At 60.8% G+C, this 18,413-nt stretch carries 9 protein-coding genes; all 9 read right to left on the reverse strand.

What is annotated here, in order from left to right:
- Positions 1-472, reverse strand: a 472-nt coding sequence (locus ACIP8I_RS15210; protein WP_400762118.1) for a calcium-binding protein, incomplete at its 3' end; no start/stop codon positions are given.
- Positions 473-693: 221 nt separating this feature from the next.
- Positions 694-6,870, reverse strand: a complete 6,177-nt coding sequence (locus tag ACIP8I_RS15215; protein WP_400762119.1) for a hypothetical protein — start codon at positions 6,868-6,870, stop codon at positions 694-696.
- A gap of 231 nt (positions 6,871-7,101) precedes the next feature.
- Complete coding sequence (locus tag ACIP8I_RS15220) at positions 7,102-10,704, reverse strand: glycosyltransferase (RefSeq protein ID WP_400762121.1); 3,603 nt, start codon at positions 10,702-10,704, stop codon at positions 7,102-7,104.
- 108 nt (positions 10,705-10,812) lie between these two features.
- The gene (locus tag ACIP8I_RS15225; RefSeq protein WP_400762123.1) at positions 10,813-12,384 is read right to left on the reverse strand and encodes a flagellar hook-associated protein 3; all 1,572 of its coding nucleotides are present in this window, start codon (positions 12,382-12,384) and stop codon (positions 10,813-10,815) included.
- Between the two features lie 13 nt (positions 12,385-12,397).
- Positions 12,398-14,443, reverse strand: a complete 2,046-nt coding sequence (gene flgK, locus ACIP8I_RS15230; RefSeq protein ID WP_007965497.1) for a flagellar hook-associated protein FlgK — start codon at positions 14,441-14,443, stop codon at positions 12,398-12,400.
- 21 nt (positions 14,444-14,464) lie between these two features.
- Positions 14,465-15,751 carry a flagellar assembly peptidoglycan hydrolase FlgJ gene (flgJ, locus tag ACIP8I_RS15235; RefSeq protein WP_400762125.1) on the reverse strand — a complete coding sequence of 429 codons (1,287 nt, stop codon included), beginning with the start codon at positions 15,749-15,751 and terminating at the stop codon, positions 14,465-14,467.
- A gap of 11 nt (positions 15,752-15,762) precedes the next feature.
- On the reverse strand, positions 15,763-16,851 hold the full coding sequence (locus ACIP8I_RS15240; protein WP_161794916.1) for a flagellar basal body P-ring protein FlgI: 1,089 nt from the start codon (positions 16,849-16,851) through the stop codon (positions 15,763-15,765).
- 27 nt (positions 16,852-16,878) lie between these two features.
- A complete protein-coding gene (gene flgH / locus ACIP8I_RS15245) occupies positions 16,879-17,574 on the reverse strand; it encodes a flagellar basal body L-ring protein FlgH (RefSeq protein WP_007965503.1) in 696 nt (231 codons plus the stop codon).
- 52 nt (positions 17,575-17,626) lie between these two features.
- The gene (flgG, locus tag ACIP8I_RS15250) at positions 17,627-18,412 is read right to left on the reverse strand and encodes a flagellar basal-body rod protein FlgG (protein WP_400762128.1); all 786 of its coding nucleotides are present in this window, start codon (positions 18,410-18,412) and stop codon (positions 17,627-17,629) included.
- Between the last annotated feature and the right edge of the window lies 1 nt (position 18,413).

The raw sequence follows: 18,413 nt of genomic DNA on the forward strand, positions 1-18,413 counted from the left end.
TGCCGAGGAAGGTCAGGCGTTCGATATTGTCCGCCATGAACGTCTGGCTTGCAGTGACCACTGACACGCGCATTTCATCGTTGCCGCCATCCGCCTGTTCGATGATGGCTGAAGCGACATTGGCGTTAATGTAGTAGATATCGTCGCCAGCGCCACCTTCGAAAGTGGCGACGGCCGTTGTCACGGTAAAGCTGTCATTGAAGGCTGAGCCGATGACTTTTTCGATGTTGAGCAAGGTGTCACCTTCGGCATCGCCACCGCGCCCTGCCTGAGCAACCCCCGATCGAATATCCACGTTGATCGCTTGAGTAGAGGACGAGTAGTCCACCGTGTCGATGCCGCTGCCACCATCGATCTTATCCGCGCCGCCGCTGCCCTTAATCACATCATTGCCACCCAAAGCGTTGATCTCGTCATCGCCGCTGGTACCTGTCAGCGTATCCACGCTGTTTGTCCCGTTTATGACTGCCATTACCTTCTTCCTTGCCTTGTTGTTGAACTAGATACCTTCAAATAACGCTGAGGTTAATTTTGTTTAAATCTTGCTTCGAGCTCATGACCACAGCCATTTCATGTAATACCAGAAGGGAGATATCCACTTGAGACGAAACAAAAACAGGCGACACAAGGTCGCCTGTTTTCGTCACCCGATCTCCCCATCACATCCGGCATGGAAAGCATCGTGGTGCGGTATCAGCCAAACATGGCAAACCCGTCACCATTGAGTGGCAGAACATCACCGTTGGCCGCCTGGAAGTGCTCGATGGTGTTGCCTCCCGCGAACCAGCCCTGCAACTTGACACCTTGGGCGGTTGGATCCGACACAGGGAAATAGCCGTCATTGAGGTACAGGTCATCCCCGACTCGCGCCAGTTGCAACGTCGCGGCTGACTGAACGTTGTTCAGGATCAGCGTGTCATTGGTGCTGTGGCCGTCGTCACGAATGGTCACCAACAGGCCGGTGTTGACGGTATACGTGTCATCACCTTCACCGCCGTTGGCATAGCCGTCGGCAGGCACACGCCCTACGGACAGGTTATAGAGGCCAAGGTTGAGCGAGTCATTGCCCGCCCCGCCCATCAACACGAAGTTGTCGCCCGTACCCGTCAGTGTGTCGTTACCGTCACCACCGTCGGCCTTGCCATGGACAACAACGATCGTGTCTCTGCCAGCCTCGCCATAGGCGATGGTGCCAACGTCGTCGGCAGCACTGTAAATGTAGTCGTCGCCATTACCGCCATACATCAGGTCCGCTTGCGGCCCGATGGCAACGCCAGCCACAGTGAACGGCGCGATCGGGGAAACCAGTCCGCCATACAGGGTGTCACTGCCGTCAGCGCCATACAGCACGTCATTGCCCAGTCCACCTTCCAGGAGGGTGCCGACTGCACTGGCTGTGATCGTGTCGTTGAAATGGCTGCCCACTACCCGCTCGATATTGAGCAGGACATCACCCTGGGCGTCCCCCCCCTGATTGACGTTGGTTGACAGGTTGATGTTCACGCCGGCAGCACTGTTGACGTACCACGCACTGTCGAACCCTTCACGCCCGTCGATCCGGTCGGCGCCTGCGCCGCCGACAAAAATGTCGGTGTAGATCGATCCGGACAAGGTGTCGTCGAAGTTGCTGCCCTGGTAAATCTCGAAACCGGCGAACGTGTCACCAGCAGCATCACCGGCGTTGGCGTTGGTTTTCAGGTCAATGGTCACGGCGCTGGCGGATTGCTCATAGCTGACCAGGTCGACGCCATCGGAACCGTCCATGGCCATGGCAGTGCTGGAACCGATGAAGATATCGCCGGCCTTGGAGCCCAGGAATCTTTCAATGCTTGAATAGGTATCACCTGCAGCAATTCCGGAATTGACTCCGGTCTTGAAGTTCAGGGTCACACCGACAGTGCTGTCGGTGTAGCCGACTGTGTCCATGCCTGCACCGCCGATGAACTGGTCGGCACCATCACCACCGAACAGGATGTCGTTGCCGATGCCGCCAGTGATGATGTTGTCGATCGCATTGCCGTAACCGATGAACGCGCCAGTGCCGTTGTAAGTCAGGCGCTCGACGTTGGCGTTCAGGCTGATTTGACCGTAGTTGGTTCGCACCTCGTCATTGCCACCGCCCACCTGTTCGATGACCGTGCCGCCTGCGCCGTTGATGATGTAAACATCATCACCCGCGCCGCCTTCGAAGGTCGCTGTGAGCAGGTCAATGCTGAAGGTGTCGTTGAAGGCGGTACCAATGACTTTCTCGATGTTGATCAGGGTATCGCCTTCCGAGTCGCCACCGATGCCCGCACGCCCTGGGGTGTTGTAGCGGATGTCGACGTTGATTGCGGCCGCCGAGGTCGAGTAGTCCACGGTGTCCATCGTTCCCGCGCCGCCATCGAAGGCAATCGCCCGGCTGTCGGCGACGAAGGTGTCGTTGAAGTTCGAACCACGGATGCTTTCGATGCCGGTGAAGGTGTCACCGGTGGCGATGCCACTGTGCACGCCGGTCTTCAGGTTGACGGTCACGCCAACGGTGCTGTCGGTGTAGCCCGCGATGTCGAAACCGGCGCCACCGATAAACTGGTCGGCACCGTCGCCACCAAACAGGATGTCGTTGCCGATGCCGCCGGTGATGATGTTGTCGATCGCATTGCCGTAACCGGTGAATGCGCCGGTGCCGGTGTAAGTCAGGCGCTCGACGTTGGCATTCAGGCCGATTTGACCGAAATTGGTCCGCACTTCGTCATTGCCGCCGCCCACCTGCTCGATGACCGTCGCAGTGCCGGTGTTGAGGATGTACACATCATCACCCGCGCCACCCTCGAAGGTCGCCGTGATGGCGTCGATGCTGAAGGTGTCGTTGAAGGCGGTACCAATGACCTTTTCGATGTTGAACAGGGTATCGCCTTCCGAGTCGCCACCGATGCCTGCACGGCCTGGCGCGTTGTAGCGCATGTCGACGTTGATCGCGGCCGCCGAGGTCGAGTAGTCCACGGTGTCCATCGTTCCCGTGCCGCCATCGAAGGCAATCGCCCGGCTGTCGGCGACGAAGGTGTCGTTGAAGTTCGAACCACGGATGCTTTCGATGCCGGTGAAGGTGTCACCGGTGGCGATGCCACTGTGCACGCCGGTCTTCAGGTTGACGGTCACGCCAACGGTGCTGTCGGTGTAGCCCGCGATGTCGAAACCGGCGCCACCGATAAACTGGTCGGCGCCGTCGCCACCAAACAGGATGTCGTTGCCGCTACCGCCGGTGATGATGTTGTCGCTGGCATTGCCGTAACCGGTGAATGCACCGGTACCGGTGTAGGTCAGGCGCTCGACGTTGGCATTCAGACCCAGCACGCCAGCGTTGGTGCGCACTTCGTCATTACCACCGCCCGCCTGTTCGATGACCGTCGCGGTGCTGGTATTGAGGATGTACACATCATCACCCGCGCCACCCTCGAAGGTCGCCGTGATGGCGTCGATGCTGAAGGTGTCGTTGAAGGCCGTACCAATGACCTTCTCGATGTTGATCAGGGTATCGCCTTCAGAGTCGCCACCGATGCCTGCACGGCCTGGCGCGTTGTAACGCATGTCGACATTGATTGCGGCCGCCGAGGTCGAATAGTCCACGGTGTCCATGGTTCCCGTGCCGCCATCGAAGGCAATCGCCCGGCTGTCGGCGACGAAGGTGTCGTTGAAGTTCGAACCACGGATGCTTTCGATATCGGTGAAAGTGTCGCCAGTGGCAATACCGCTGTGCACGCCGGTTTTCAGGTTGACGGTCACGCCAACGGTGCTGTCGGTGTAGCCCGCGATGTCGAAACCGGCGCCACCGATGAACTGGTCGGCACCGTCGCCACCAAACAGGGTGTCGTTGCCGATGCCGCCGGTGATGATGTTGTCGCTGGCGTTGCCGTAACCGACGAATGCGCCGGTGCCGGTGTAGGTCAGGCGCTCGACGTTGGCGTTCAGACCCAGTACGCCAGCGTTGGTGCGCACTTCGTCATTACCGCCACCCGCCTGCTCGATGACCGTCGCGTTACTGGTGTTGAGGATGTACACGTCATCACCCGCGCCACCTTCGAAGGTCGCCGTGATGGCGTCGATGCTGAAGGTGTCGTTGAAGGCGGTACCGATGACCTTTTCGATGTTGATCAGGGTATCGCCTTCCGAGTCGCCACCGATGCCCGCACGGCCTGGCGCGTTGTAGCGGATGTCGACGTTGATTCCGGCCGCCGAGGTCGAGTAGTCCACGGTGTCCAGGGTTCCCGTGCCACCATCGAAGGCAATCGCCCGGCTGTCGGCAACGAAGGTGTCGTTGAAGTTCGAACCACGGATGCTTTCGATATCGACGAAGGTATCACCCTTGGCAATCCCCGAGTTGACGCCGGTCTTCAGGTTGACGGTGACACCAACGGTGCTGTCGGTGTAGCCCGCGATATCGAAACCGGCGCCACCGATGAACTGGTCGGCGCCGTCGCCACCAAACAGGGTGTCGTTGCCGCTACCGCCGGTGATGATGTTGTCGCTGGCATTTCCGTAACCGGTGAATGCACCGGTACCGGTGTAGGTCAGGCGCTCGACGTTGGCATTCAGACCCAGCACGCCAGCGTTGGTGCGCACTTCGTCATTACCGCCACCCGCCTGCTCGATGACCGTCGCGGTGCTGGTGTTGAGGATGTACACGTCATCACCCGCGCCACCCTCGAAGGTCGCCGTGATGGCGTCGATGCTGAAGATGTCGTTGAAGGCGGTACCGATGACCTTTTCGATGTTGATCAGGGTATCGCCTTCCGAGTCGCCACCGATGCCCGCACGGCCTGGCGCGTTGTAGCGGATGTCGACGTTGATCGCGGCCGCCGAGGTCGAGTAGTCCACGGTGTCCATGGTTCCCGTACCGCCATCGAAGGCAATCGCCCGGCTGTCGGCGACGAAGGTGTCGTTGAAGTTCGAACCACGGATGCTTTCGATATCGACGAAGGTGTCACCCTTGGCAATCCCCGAGTTGACGCCGGTCTTCAGGTTGACGGTGACACCAACGGTGCTGTCGGTATAGCCCGCGACGTCGAAACCGGCACCGCCGATAAACTGGTCTGCACCGTCGCCACCGAACAGGGTGTCGTTGCCGATACCACCAGTGATGATGTTGTCGCTGGCGTTGCCGTAACCGGTGAATGCGCCGGTACCGGTGTAGGTCAGGCGCTCGACGTTGGCGTTCAGACCCAGTACGCCAGCGTTGGTGCGCACTTCGTCATTACCGCCACCCGCCTGCTCGATGACCGTCGCGTTACTGGTGTTGAGGATGTACACATCATCACCCGCGCCACCCTCGAAAGTCGCCGAGATGGCGTCGATGCTGAAGGTGTCGTTGAAGGCCGTACCGATGACCTTCTCGATGTTGATCAGGGTATCGCCTTCAGAGTCGCCACCAATGCCCGCACGACCTGGCGCGTTGTAGCGCATGTCGACATTGATTGCGGCCGCCGAGGTCGAGTAGTCCACGGTGTCCAGGTTCCCCACGCCGCCATCGAAGGCAATCGCCCGGCTGTCGGCGACGAAGGTGTCGTTGAAGTTCGAACCCAGAATGCCTTCAATGCCGGTGAAGGTGTCACCGGCGGCAATACCGCTGTGCACACCGGTTTTCAGGTTGACGGTCACGCCAACGGTGCTGTCGGTGTAGCCCGCGATGTCGAAACCGGCACCGCCGATGAACTGGTCGGCGCCCGCGCCACCGAACAGGGTGTCGTTGCCGCTACCGCCAGTGATGATGTTGTCGCTGGCATTGCCGTAACCGACGAATGCACCGGTACCGGTGTAGGTCAGGCGCTCGACGTTGGCATTCAGACCCAGCACGCCAGCGTTGGTGCGCACTTCGTCATTACCGCCACCCGCCTGCTCGATGACCGTCGCGTTACTGGTGTTGAGGATGTACACATCATCACCCGCGCCACCTTCGAAGGTCGCCCCGACGGTCTCGATGCTGAAGGTGTCGTTGAAGGCCGTACCAATGACCTTTTCGATGTTGAACAGGGTATCGCCTTCCGAGTCGCCACCGATGCCTGCACGGCCTGGCGCGTTGTAGCGCATGTCGACGTTGATCGCGGCAGCCGAGGTCGAGTAGTCCACGGTGTCCAGGTTCCCCACGCCGCCATCGAAGGCAATCGCCCGGCTATCGGCGACGAAGGTGTCGTTGTAGTTCGAACCCAGGATGCCTTCGATGTCGGTGAAGGTGTCACCGGCGGCAATACCGCTGTGCACGCCGGTCTTCAGGTTGATGGTCACGCCGACAGTACTGTCGGTGTAGCCCGCGACGTCGAAACCGGCACCGCCGATGAACTGGTCGGCGCCCGCGCCACCGAACAGGGTGTCGTTGCCGATACCACCGGTGATGATGTTGTCGCTGGCGTTGCCGTAACCGGTGAATGCGCCGGTGCCGGTGTAAGTCAGGCGCTCGACGTTGGCGTTCAGGCCCAGCACGCCATAGTTGGTGCGCACCTCGTCATTGCCGCCGCCCGCCTGCTCAATGACCGTCGCGTTGCCGGTGTTGAGAATGTACACATCATCGCCCGCGCCACCTTCGAAGGTCGCCCCGATGGTATCGATGCTGAACGTATCGTTGAAGGCCGTACCGATGACTTTCTCGATGTTGAACAGGGTATCGCCTTCCGAGTCGCCACCAATGCCCGGACGCCCTGGCACGGTGTAACGGATGTCGATATTGATGCCTGCGGCAGACGCCGAGTAATCCACCGTGTCGGTACCTGCACCGCCATCGATCTTGTCGGCACCGGCCCCACCCATGATCAGATCATTGCCACCCAGGCCATTGATCTCGTCATCACCACTGGTACCGTTCAGCGTATCCGCGCCGTTTGTCCCGTTTATAACTGCCATTACTTCTTCCTTGCCTTGTTTGTGAACCGGTACAGGCCAGCGTGGCGATCACACGTCATCGCGGCGAAATTTTCTGGAACAGCGATTGTGTTGATATCGACAGGAAATACCCAATCCTTGAGCCCGCCGAAAAGAAATGTATCGGGAATGAAATAAAGACGAACAGGCAGGCAAAAAAAAACAGGCGACTGTGAAAGTCGCCTGTTTTTCGCTACTGCCCGGACGAACCGATCAATCCGCCAGCCAGCCATTCTCCCAGTAACGCAGATTGTCGCCGCGCAAGATGTAGTCGCGCAGCACCACCTCGCGCAACTCGTCCCCCATGCGGTAGCTCGCATCCGGGTCGGCCAAGTGCATGCGGATTGCCTGCAGCCATTCATCCGTGGTGTTGGTCTTGATCCGTGTGCACGGCAGGTAACCGCGATAGGCCTCGGTGTCGGTGCAGATCACCGGATAGCCGCAGGCGCCGTACTCCAGCAGACGCAGGTTACTCTTGCAGTCGTTGAAGATGTGGAACTCCAGCGGTGCCAGGGCCAGATCGAGATTGAGGCTGGCCAGTTTCGCCGGGTACGCATCAAGGGGAATCACCCCGTGGAACTCATGCATGTAGGGACGCAGGTCATCCGGGCACATGCCGAAAAACACCCAGTCGACCTCATCCGCCAGTTCGCGCACGACATCGGCGATCACCGCCAGGTCACCATGGTGACTGGTGCCGCCGCCCCAGCCGACGCGAGGCTTTTTCGAAGTGCGGCGCTGGCTGCGCAGGTTGCACCAGAACTCTTTCGCCAACATGTTCGGTACGACGCGAATGTCGTGATGCATGTCCGACAATGCGTTGGCCAATGGCTGAGTCGAAACCACGACACGGTCGCACATGCCGATTGCCCGGCGAACAATGCGTTCCATTTCAAACTTGTCCGGCATGTTGCGGATATGCGCATTGCGATGCGGCACATCAATGACGTAGTCATCCAGCTCGTAGATGCGCCGCGCATTGAAGTAGTTGCGCAGCACCGGCATTTCGTTGACCGACGCCTCGGTGTAACGCCCTTGCAGAACGATTACATCAGGCGACATGCGCTCGATTTCAACGATCGGCGGCAGGTTCACGCTATAGCGAATCTGCCCTTGCACCCGCCCTGCCGCTTCGAGTTCGATCAGCGGTTGCGTGACACGATAGTGACCGATCGCCGAGGCGTTGATCGGCAACCCGAGAATCTTCGGCTGGGTGCCAGTGCTGAAAGGACTCCAGCCGGTGCGCAGGCCCGGTTCGAGCGTGAAGCTCGAGCCCGTGTGCTTGTGCAAAGACAGATTGGGATTGTAGGCAGGGTCACGGGCAACGACCGGCAGCCAGCGCTTGAAGAACGTTTCTTCCTGCTGATTGTGCGAGACCCCTTCCTCATCGTTGACCGCATCGACCGGCTGCGCGCCCAGCGCCAGCGCCGCATAGGGCGTCCACACCACCAGATAACCCTGGCGGGCTACGCGCAGCGCCAGATCCACTTCATACAGCATGCGCGGCAGGCTCTGCTCATCCAGGCCGCCCACTGCATCGAACACTGACTTGCGCACCATCAGGCAATCGGCGCCAACGGCGCTCAGATCCTGGACCACCTGCAAACGGAACATGTAGCCGGAGGATTGCATCGACTGGCCATAGAACGGCAAGCCGGCCGGCCCCTGCAAACCGAGCACCAGACCCGCATGCAAAACATAGCCATCAGGATTGAAAAGCTTGGCACCAACGATGCCGACTTCCGGGCGCTGCGCGTGATTGAGCAGTTCGTCGAGCCAGTCAGCCTGAGTGATCACCGTATAAGGATTGAGCAGCAGGACGTATTCGCCCCTTGCCTGACTCACGGCAAAGTTGCGCAATGCGGCGACATTGCCCTGCTGTGGGTAACTCAGCACGCGTACACGCTCGCTGCCCAATTGCGCCATGCCGTCCAGCCAGGCACGGGCCTCGGCGGTCTGACTGCCATTGTCGACCAGCAGCAGCTCATATTCGCTGTAAGCGGTTTTTTCCAGCAGGCTCTCGACGCAGCGTTGCAGCGCCGCAATCTGGTCGCGGGTCGAAATGATGATCGAGACCAGCGGCCGATGCGCATGCCGATAATCGACTCGATTGAGCAGGTCGACACTGCCTCGGCGCAGGTCGTGGGAGATACCCAGACGGTCAAGATGGGCCGACAGCAATCGTGAATTGTTTTGCGTCACGGCCGGCAGCGACAGCCACTGGGTCAGGTCGAATGTCGACTCGATGGCAATCTCGGCCAGGTGTCCGACCGCCTGGGTGCCGTGATCCTCAACCATGCGCCAGAGCATGTCGTGAGGCGCAAGCTCAGTGAAGGTCGAATCGAAACCGCCGAGCGCCAGAAAAACCTCGCGCCGGAACGCCAGCGCGCGGCCGACAAAAGGGTAGCTGCGCAGCAGATCCAGGTTGAAGTCGGGCTTGAATGCCGGCTCCACCGATTCCCCTGCGCGCAAGCTGCCTTCATCGCTGTACAGACAATGCAGGGCGCTGTTGAAGGCGATGCGCTCGGCCATCATCAGCAGGGCCGGGGGCACCAGACGATCACCGGCGCGCAGCAGATAAAACCAGTCAGCACCTTCCAGCTGCGGCAGCAGTTGATTGATCTGTTGCAGGTAATCGTCCTGCAACGGCAAATGGAACACCCGACCGTCCAGTACCGGCTCGGAACAATCGGTGGACAGTACCAGCGTCAACTCGGGTGGATAGACCTGCGCGGCGAGACTCTCCAGGGTGCGTTCCAGCGCCGCCGAACTGCCCTGCTCATCCACCACGACTGGCACGATTCGCGGCGTGGACGGCCAGCTCGCCAGCGTGTCCGGCAGCAGTCTGTTCTGCACGTCGCTGAGCCTGCGGCACTCCAGCCATTGCGCATAGAGTTCGGCAAAACTCTGGCTGTCCGCGCCGACCTGCCAGATCTGCGCACTTTGTTTGGTACCCAGCGTGCGGCTCAGCGGCAGCTCCACCCAGACCCGGGGCGACTCATCTGCCTTGGGCATGGGCACATAACGCACCCAGCCCTTGGCGGGCGCCGATTCGCCGCTGCGCGCCTTGAGCATTTGCAGCAGCCATTGCTGCTCGACGGCCAGAGCATCCTTCATCACTTGCTGGCCACTCAGGCGATCCGGATACAGGCGTTCGATACTCAAGACATGATTGGAGATCACCGCGTTGCCGCGTCGCAGCAGACACACGAACAATGCGAAATCCAGGCTCGCCACAAAACAGTGGCCCGGCTGCGTCAACGCCGGCAGCAATTCGACAACGTCGGCGCGGCGGAACAGGGCATTACTGAAACCACCGAGAAGGTTCGACGGGAACGTCTCGAAGAGCGCCAGCAGGTCCTCCCCCTTGAACAATCCACTGACCGGTGACAGTGGCGTATTTTCCAGGCGTGAAGGCAGGACCATGTCGTCGGCGTCCCAGAACAGACGCTGGGCCAGCACCAGATTGACTTCGTCACGATTGGCCAAGACATCAGCCTGACGCTCGATACAGCTGGCGAACAGCTGATCGTCGTCACACAAAAACTTGATGAATTCGCCTTGGGCCAGATCCAGGCAGGCTTGCAGATTGCCGACCATGCCCAGGGTGCGCGGGTTACGCACGTAATGCACGACAACCCCGCTCTGCTCGGTTATCGCCGCGACGATGGCTTCGATTTCAGGACCACGACTGTCATCACACACGATGATTTCGAGATGGCCATAGCCCTGGCTGACGGCGCTGCGCAATGCGCGCTCGAAGAAGCGCGGGTTGAAGGCAGGAATGACAAGGCTGACGAGGGGAAGTGAATTCACGGCGGGCTCGCAGGCGGTACGAGCCCGCTCGGTAAAGCGAGCCCATGAAACCGCAAAAAACATTAACTGAAGAACTGGGCAAACGGGCGCTCGCGCGCCCGTTCAGTGTCAGATCTTGTTGAACAGACCCAACTGACTGATTTTGCTGAAGGCCAATTGCGAGGCTTGCAGCATGGTCTGCTGCAACGTCAGGCGGGTCATCACCTCGGCCGGATCCGAGTCACGGATCGAACCCTGGGTCATGGTGTTGGCCTGGATCAGACTCTGGTTGGTCGTGTCCTGATCATCGAGCGACTGCCCGCGAGCACCGATCGAGGTCACCGCAGCGCCAATCTGGTTGGAAGCGCTGTCGAGATTGCCCAACGCCGATTCCATGGCCCCCTGGAATTTCTGCTTGACCACCGGATCACCATCGATCGGCAGGTTCAGCGCCGTGACCATCTGACCCAGGGTGTCGAGTACGTTCTGGGTCTGGTGGTTGTTGGACTGGATCGAGAACTGATCGCCCGCGCCCGGCGTACCGCCGATGGCGAAAGTCACACCGGCAGCCGTGGCGTTGCCACCGACCATGGTGCCCGAGGACACCGGTTTGCTGTCAGCGGTCACGGGGGCCGCGTACAGATCGAAGTCGGTGGCGCTGGTGAACTTCAGCACCGCACCGCCGCCCGACGGGAAAGCCCCACTGTAGGCCGCCTGATCGGTCACGCTGGCGCCGGTGATCACTGCGGTCGACGGGTTGCCGGGGCTGCGCGCGGTGGTGAAAGAGTCAGGCGTGGCCGACAGCTGGAAGCTGTGACCGGCGATGACTGCGTCAGGGTTAGTGTCACCGGCCTTGAGGTTGATGTTCAACTTCAAGTCAACGCCACGGAAGCTGACGGCCTGGTTAGTACCGTTGCTATTGCTGATCACACCGTTCTGGCTGGCTTCGGACGTCACGTCGTTGCCCAGGGCATCGGTGATCTTCAACTGGGTGCTGCTGACAAAGCTGACAGTGTATGGCTGTCCGCCGGAGAATTTGGCGTTGTATGTCGCCGCTGTGCCGACCGTACCGTTGGACAGCACCACACGACCGTCATCCACCGCCGGAGCGGTCATGTTGGTCTGGGTGCGACTGGTGTTGATGGTCTGCTGGAACGCATCCCAACCGGTGGTGTTGGTCGCGACCGACATGCCGTCACCAATGCCCAGGTTGATCTGAGTCTGGTCACCGTTGTAGGTGTAGGTGCCGTCGACGTTCTGCGAGTACGGCGCGGTATCGGTCTTGGAACCGGAGAACAGATAGTTGCCGTTGGCGTCCTTGGAATTCATCAGGCCCAGCACCTGTTGCTGGATCTGGCCCAGTTCCGCCGCGTACGCCTTGCGGTCAGCATCGGTGGCGATGCCGTTGTTGGCGGCCAGGCCGATTTCCTTGGCGCGCTGCAGTGCCGTGGTGATGGAGTTCAATGTGGACTCCTGCACGGTCAGCGCGCTCTTGGTGGTGTCGATGTTGCCCTGATACTGGTCGAGCATCGCACTTTGCTGACCCAGCTTGAGCAGACGACCGGCGCCGATCGGATCGTCGGCAGCAGTGTTGATGCGCTGCAGGCTGCTCGCTTCGTTGGCGGTCGCGACCGTCTTGCTGTAGTTGCGCTGATATTGAGCAGCTTGCGTCGCGTAATACTGGGCGGTGGAAATGCGCATGAATTACGACTCCTTAAAGACTGTTGATCAGCGTGGCGAAAGTTTCCTGCGCAGCTTTGATGATCTGCGAAGACGCTGTGTAGTACTGCTGATACTTGACCAGGTTGCCGGTCTCTTCATCGAGGTTGACCTGGGACAGCGAGTCGCGCGCGCCCTTGGCCTGATCGAGGATCACCGAAGTGGCGTCGCTGTCGGACTTGCTCTGCGCAGCCTTGGTACCGACGTTGGTCACCAGTTTGTTGTAGGCGTCCGTCAGGCTGATGCCTTTGCTGCCGCTGCCGGTGTCCACGGTCTGCTTGGTCTGCAGGCCAACCAGCGCCTGGGCGTTGCGGTTGTCCGAAGAGGCTGCGCCGGTCAGGTTGATGGTGAAGGTCTCGCCGGACTTCGGCGTCGCGCCCACGGTGGTCTGCACGGTGAAGGTCTTCTGCACGTTCGGCGTGACCGTGGTGTCCATCACCGGCGCACCGGTGGAGTCGACCATGCCGACCTTGAGGTTCAAGGTGTTGGCCTGCCCCGGCACGATGGTGCCCGAACCGATGGTGTTGCCCTTGGCGTCGACCATGTTGTACGACTGGCTGCCGCTGGCGACCGCACCGAACACCAGTTTGACCGGCGTCGAATATTTGAGCGCATTCTGCAACTCGGCCTGCGACGCCGGGTTGTAGATGTCGATCGAATCGGTCAGCGTCGGCTGGGTGTAGGTACCGGAGTTGTTGGCACTGGCCACCCCGGTCAGCGGTGCTGCCGCAGCGATTTTCTTCGGATCGGTCAGCACGGTCTGGATGGAACTGGCTGCGTTACGGGTCGGCGTCACCTTGAAGGTGTCGCCAGCGCTCAGGGCGCCGCCGTTGAGGGCCAGGGTGAAGCCGTCGATCACCGGCGGTGGCGTGGTCGTGGTGCTGAACGAGCCCATGTCGGTGCCATCGGAGCGCTTGACCGAATAGTTGGTGGCGCTGGTGAAGGTCACCTGATAATCGCTGGTGGTCAGCTTGCCGGTGTCCTTGATGGTGACATCGAGGTTGCCCGAACCTGCGCTGTTGCCCGACTGCGCAATGCTGCGCTGGCTGACCAGCGCGGCACTGTTGATGTTGTTGAAGAGCGCTGCGCCGAAGTCACCGTTCTTGTCGATGCCCTGGGCTTGCTGGCTGTTGATCTGATCGGCGACGACCAGCGCGACACGCCCCAGCTCATTGAGCGACGGATCGAGCACTTCCTTGCGATAGGTCAGCAGGCCGCCGATTTCGCCGCCGCTCATGGCCGACGTGATGTCGATGACGCTTGAGCCACGGTCCATCTGAATGGCCATGCGCGTCGGATCGTCCTTGCTCGGCACGGTGCTCAGGGTGTTGGTGGTGTTGCCGATCACCAGCGGCTGGCCGGTGCCGATATACACGTCAAAACTGGTGCCACGTTCGACGACCTGTGCACCGGTCAGCTCGGAGAGCTGGCGCACCGCTTCATTACGGGTGTCGAGCAGGTCGTTCGGCTGGCCGCCGCTGGTGGAAATCTCACCGATCTTCTGGTTCAGATTGGCAATCGAAGTGGCCAGCTTGTTGACCTGGGAGGTCATGTCGCCCAGGTTGCCGTTGATCGTGGTGTTCTGATCGTTCAGCTGTTTGGCCAGCGCATTGAAACGGCTGGTCAGCGCCTGCGCCCCCGTCAGCACCGACTGACGAGAAGTGTCGTCAGTGGCCGAGGTCGCCACGCCCTGCATCGTGGTGAAGAACTTCTGCAGCACACCGGTCAGGCCAGTGTTGGTATCGGACATCGAGGCATCCAGCGCAGTGGCCTGGGCACCGTACGCAGCCGCTTCGCTGTTGAGCGAGGTGGCGGTATGCAGCTGGTTTTCGAGGTAAGAGTTGTAGACCCGGCGCACGTCAGCCAGGGTGGTACCGGTACCGATGAAGACGTTGCCGAACTGCTGCGAGGCCTTGGTGCCCTGCACGGTTTGCTGGCGTGAATAACCGGCGGTGTCGACGTTGGCAATGTTGTTACCTGTCGTCGCCAGAGAGGAAGAGCTCGCGGCCAACCCCGACATCCCGATATTGAGCAAACTCATGATTCAAACCTTACCGTATGTTTATAGAGGCGTCGTGGAAACGCCGGCCGCAGCGTAGTTTTCGAAACTGTTCATCTGCTTGGCTATCTGCGAAATCTTCGTCGCGTAGTTCGGGTCGGTCGCGTAACCGGCCTTTTGCAACTCGCGTACAAACTGTTCTGGGTTATCGGCCGACTTCACCACATCTTGATAGCGATTGTTGGTCTGCAGCAAAGTCACCAGATCGTGGAAACTGTCCTTGTACGAGGCGTAGGAACGGAACTGCGCCGTCTCCTTGACCATCTGCCCGTTGCGGAACTCGCTGGTGATCGCCCGGGCCGAATCGCCGGTCCAGTTGCTGCTGGCTTTGATCCCGAACAGGTTGTGACTGCTGCTGCCATCCTGGGCGCGCATGACCGATTTGCCCCAGCCGGTTTCCAGTGCGGCTTGCGCCACCAGATAACGCGGATCGACGCCAATACGCGCAGCGGCTTCTTTGGCCATCGGCAGCATGGTGTTGACGAATTCGTCGGCGGAGCTGAAGGCGCGCTTGGCCGGTGCCAGCGGAATCTGCGCCATGGCCCGGCCGTAAATCTGCATCTGCCCGCCGGACGCTTTCGCATCTTCGGCACGGCTCAGCCAGTCGCCGTTGTACAGCGGGCCGGCGCCGGTGGCGGCCGTGGTCGCGGTGCGTTGCGGCAACGCATTGGCGGCGGTCGGCGTGGCGGAAGGCACCAGACCGGCGAGCAAACGATCGGCCAGTTTCGGCGGCAATGCCAGACGACGCTTGTTGATCATCGCCATGTCATTGCTGTGCGAGGCTTCGGTAGTAGCCACACGCCCGGAACGCGAGGCCCACAACGGACGCTCGCCATTGAGCCGCGATAACGGCCCGTTGGTGGCGGTGGTGCCGGCGGCAATCGGGGTCTGCACCGCAGCGGCTTTCGCCGCCTCTTGCTTGGCGGCGGACGCAGCTGCAGCCTCACCCGGCGCCAGCGGCTTGTTCCTCGACATCTGCTTCATCAGCACGTCGGCCAGACCGATACCACCGCCCTCGCGGGACAGCGACACCGCCAGTTGCTGGTCGTACATTTCCTGATATTGCTTGGCCGCCGGAGTGTTCATCGGGTTGTCTTTACCCAGCGCCTCGGTGGCCGAACGCATCGACTTGAGCATTTCGCCGAGGAACAGCGATTCGAATTCCTGCGCCACCTTGCGCATGTTCGCATCGCTGTTCTTGTCGCCGACCTTGAGCTGGTTCAGACGATTGAGGTCGGAGTACGACCCCGAATCGCCCGTGCCCACCAGACTGCCTTTGCGCATATCCATGGTCGCCGTCCTCAGATCACGATCAGGTCGGCTTGCAACGCGCCGGCCTGCTTGAGTGCTTCGAGAATGGCCATCAGGTCACCCGGTGCCGCGCCGACCTGGTTCACCGCCCGCACGATTTCGTCGAGGGTGGTGCCCGGGCCGAACTTGAACATCGGCTTGGCTTCCTGCTGGGCATTGACCCGCGAGCGTGGCACCACGGCGGTCTGCCCATTGGACAACGGGCCCGGCTGGCTGACGATCGGGTCTTCGGTGATGGTCACGGTCAGGCTGCCGTGGGTCACGGCCGCCGGCGAAACTTTCACGTTCTGGCCGATCACGATGGTGCCGGTACGCGAGTTGATAATGACTTTCGCCACCGCCTGACCCGGGTCGACTTCAAGGTTTTCGAGGATCGACAGATAGTCGACGCGCTGGCTCGGATCCAGCGGCGCCGTCACCCGGATCGAGCCACCGTCGATGGCTTGCGCCACGCCAGGGCCGAGCATGTCGTTGATCTTGTCGACGATGCGCTTGGCGGTGGTGAAGTCGGAACGGTTGAGGTTCAGCGTCAGGCTGTTGCCCTGGTTGAAACCGCTCGGCACCGAACGCTCGACCGAAGCACCGCCCGGAATACGACCGGCCGACGGAACGTTGACGGTGATCTTCGAACCGTCACGACCTTCGGCATCGAAACCACCCACCACCAGGTTGCCCTGAGCGATGGCGTAGACGTTGCCGTCGATACCCTTGAGCGGGGTCAGCAACAGGGTGCCGCCGCGCAGGCTCTTGGAGTTACCGATCGAAGACACGGTGATGTCGACCTGCTGCCCCGGTTTGGCGAACGCCGGCAGATCGGCACTCACCGACACCGCCGCGACGTTTTTCAACTGCACGTTGCCCGACCCTGGCGGCACCTTGATGCCGAACTGCGAGAGCATGTTGTTGAAGGTCTGCAGGGTGAACGGGGTTTGCGTCGTCTGGTCGCCGGTACCGTTAAGCCCGACCACCAGGCCGTAACCGATCAACTGGTTGGAACGCACGCCGGAAATGCTGGCGATATCTTTCAGCCGCTCGGCGTGGGCACCAAAGGCTGCGGACAACAGGGCCGCAGCCAGCATGAGGCTCTTGAAATTCAAAGTCGCCACCTAGAAAGGGAACAGCGGGCTGAGGAAGAAACGGTCGAACCAGCCTGGCTGACTCGCATCGGCAAACGAACCGGTGCCCGAGTAGGTGATGCGCGCATCGGCGACACGGGTCGACGACACGGTGTTGTCGGTGGCGATGTCATCGGCACGCACCAGACCGGCGATCCGCACCAGCTCATCGCCGGTGTTGAGGGTCATCCACTTCTCGCCGCGCACGGCGATGATGCCGTTGGGCAGCACATCGGCCACGGTCACGGTGATCGAACCGGTCAGGGTGTTGCCCTGCGCCGCCTTGCTGTCGCCCTTGGTCGCGCGGTCGCCGCTGTAGCCGACGTCCAGGCTCAGGTCATTGCCACCCAACGGGTTGTTGGTGGTGCCACTGCCGCCAAACAGCGAAGTCAGGCCGATGCCGGTCTTGCTGTTCTTGGCCACTTGGGAGTTGGCGTTTTTGCTGGCCTGCGTCTTCTCGTTCAGGGTGATGGTGATGATGTCACCGACCCGGAACGCCTTGCGGTCGCTGTACAGGTTCTGCTCGAAACCTGCCTGATAGATCGAGCCGTTGTTGGCGGCTGCCGGCAACGGCGTGCGTGGCAACACCGGAGCGTAATAAGGGTCATTGGGCTTGGGCGTCGGTGCGACGCAGCCCGCGAGCGAGACGACCCCACCCAATGCCAGAACAGATACGAAGCGTTTCATGACCCTACCTCACGGTGTTGCTGGCGACCGTATGGCCGCCCCATAGACTTGATTACAGATTCTGCGTTACGAACGAGAGCATCTGGTCGGCGGTGGAGATCACCTTGGAGTTCATCTCGTAGGCGCGCTGAGTGGTGATCATGTTGACCATCTCTTCAACGGTGCTGACGTTGGAACCTTCCAGGGTGTTCTGCAGCGTGGTACCGAAACCGTTCAGGCCCGGGGTGCCGATTTGCGGCGCGCCGGAAGCAGCGGTTTCCAGGAACAGGTTGTTGCCCACTGCCTGCAGACCAGCCGGGTTGATGAAGTCGGCGGTTTGCAGGTTGCCGATCACCTGAGCGGCCGGGTTGCCTGGCACCGTGATCGACACAGTGCCGTCGGTGCCGACGGTGAAGCTCTGCGCGTTGTTCGGGATGACGATGGCCGGCTCCAGGGCGAAACCGCTGGCGTTGACGATCTGGCCATTGGAGTCGAGGTGGAAGGTGCCGTCACGGGTGTAGGACGTGGTGCCGTCCGGCTGCAGGATCTGGAAGAAACCGCGACCGTCGATGGCCATGTCCAGCGGCTGCTCGGTGGTTTGCAGGCTGCCGGCGGTGAAGTTTTTCTGGGTGCCGACGATGCGCACACCGGTACCCAGTTGCAGACCCGACGGCAGTTCGCTGTCCTGGGTCGACTGGGCGCCTGGCTGGCGCTTGATCTGATACAGCAGGTCCTGGAACTCGGCACGGTCACGTTTGAAACCCGTGGTCGAGACGTTCGCCAGGTTGTTGGAAATGGTGGTCAGGTTGGTGTCCTGGGGGGACAGACCAGGTTTGGCACCCCATAGAGCCGGACGCATT

The sequence above is a fragment of the Pseudomonas sp. NPDC088414 genome (assembly GCF_044753325.1).
Lineage (GTDB): Bacteria > Pseudomonadota > Gammaproteobacteria > Pseudomonadales > Pseudomonadaceae > Aquipseudomonas.

Bases quoted from the DNA above. Each gene is read 5' to 3' on its own strand.
- ACIP8I_RS15215 (WP_400762119.1), bottom strand. From the start codon at position 6,870: ATGGCAGTTATAAACGGGACAAACGGCGCGGATACGCTGAACGGTACC.
- ACIP8I_RS15225 (WP_400762123.1), bottom strand. From the start codon at position 12,384: ATGCGCATTTCCACCGCCCAGTATTACGCGACGCAAGCTGCTCAATAT.
- flgK (WP_007965497.1), bottom strand. From the start codon at position 14,443: ATGAGTTTGCTCAATATCGGGATGTCGGGGTTGGCCGCGAGCTCTTCC.
- flgJ (WP_400762125.1), bottom strand. From the start codon at position 15,751: ATGGATATGCGCAAAGGCAGTCTGGTGGGCACGGGCGATTCGGGGTCG.
- ACIP8I_RS15240 (WP_161794916.1), bottom strand. From the start codon at position 16,851: ATGCTGGCTGCGGCCCTGTTGTCCGCAGCCTTTGGTGCCCACGCCGAG.
- flgH (WP_007965503.1), bottom strand. From the start codon at position 17,574: ATGAAACGCTTCGTATCTGTTCTGGCATTGGGTGGGGTCGTCTCGCTC.
- flgG (WP_400762128.1), bottom strand. From the start codon at position 18,412: ATGCGTCCGGCTCTATGGGGTGCCAAACCTGGTCTGTCCCCCCAGGAC.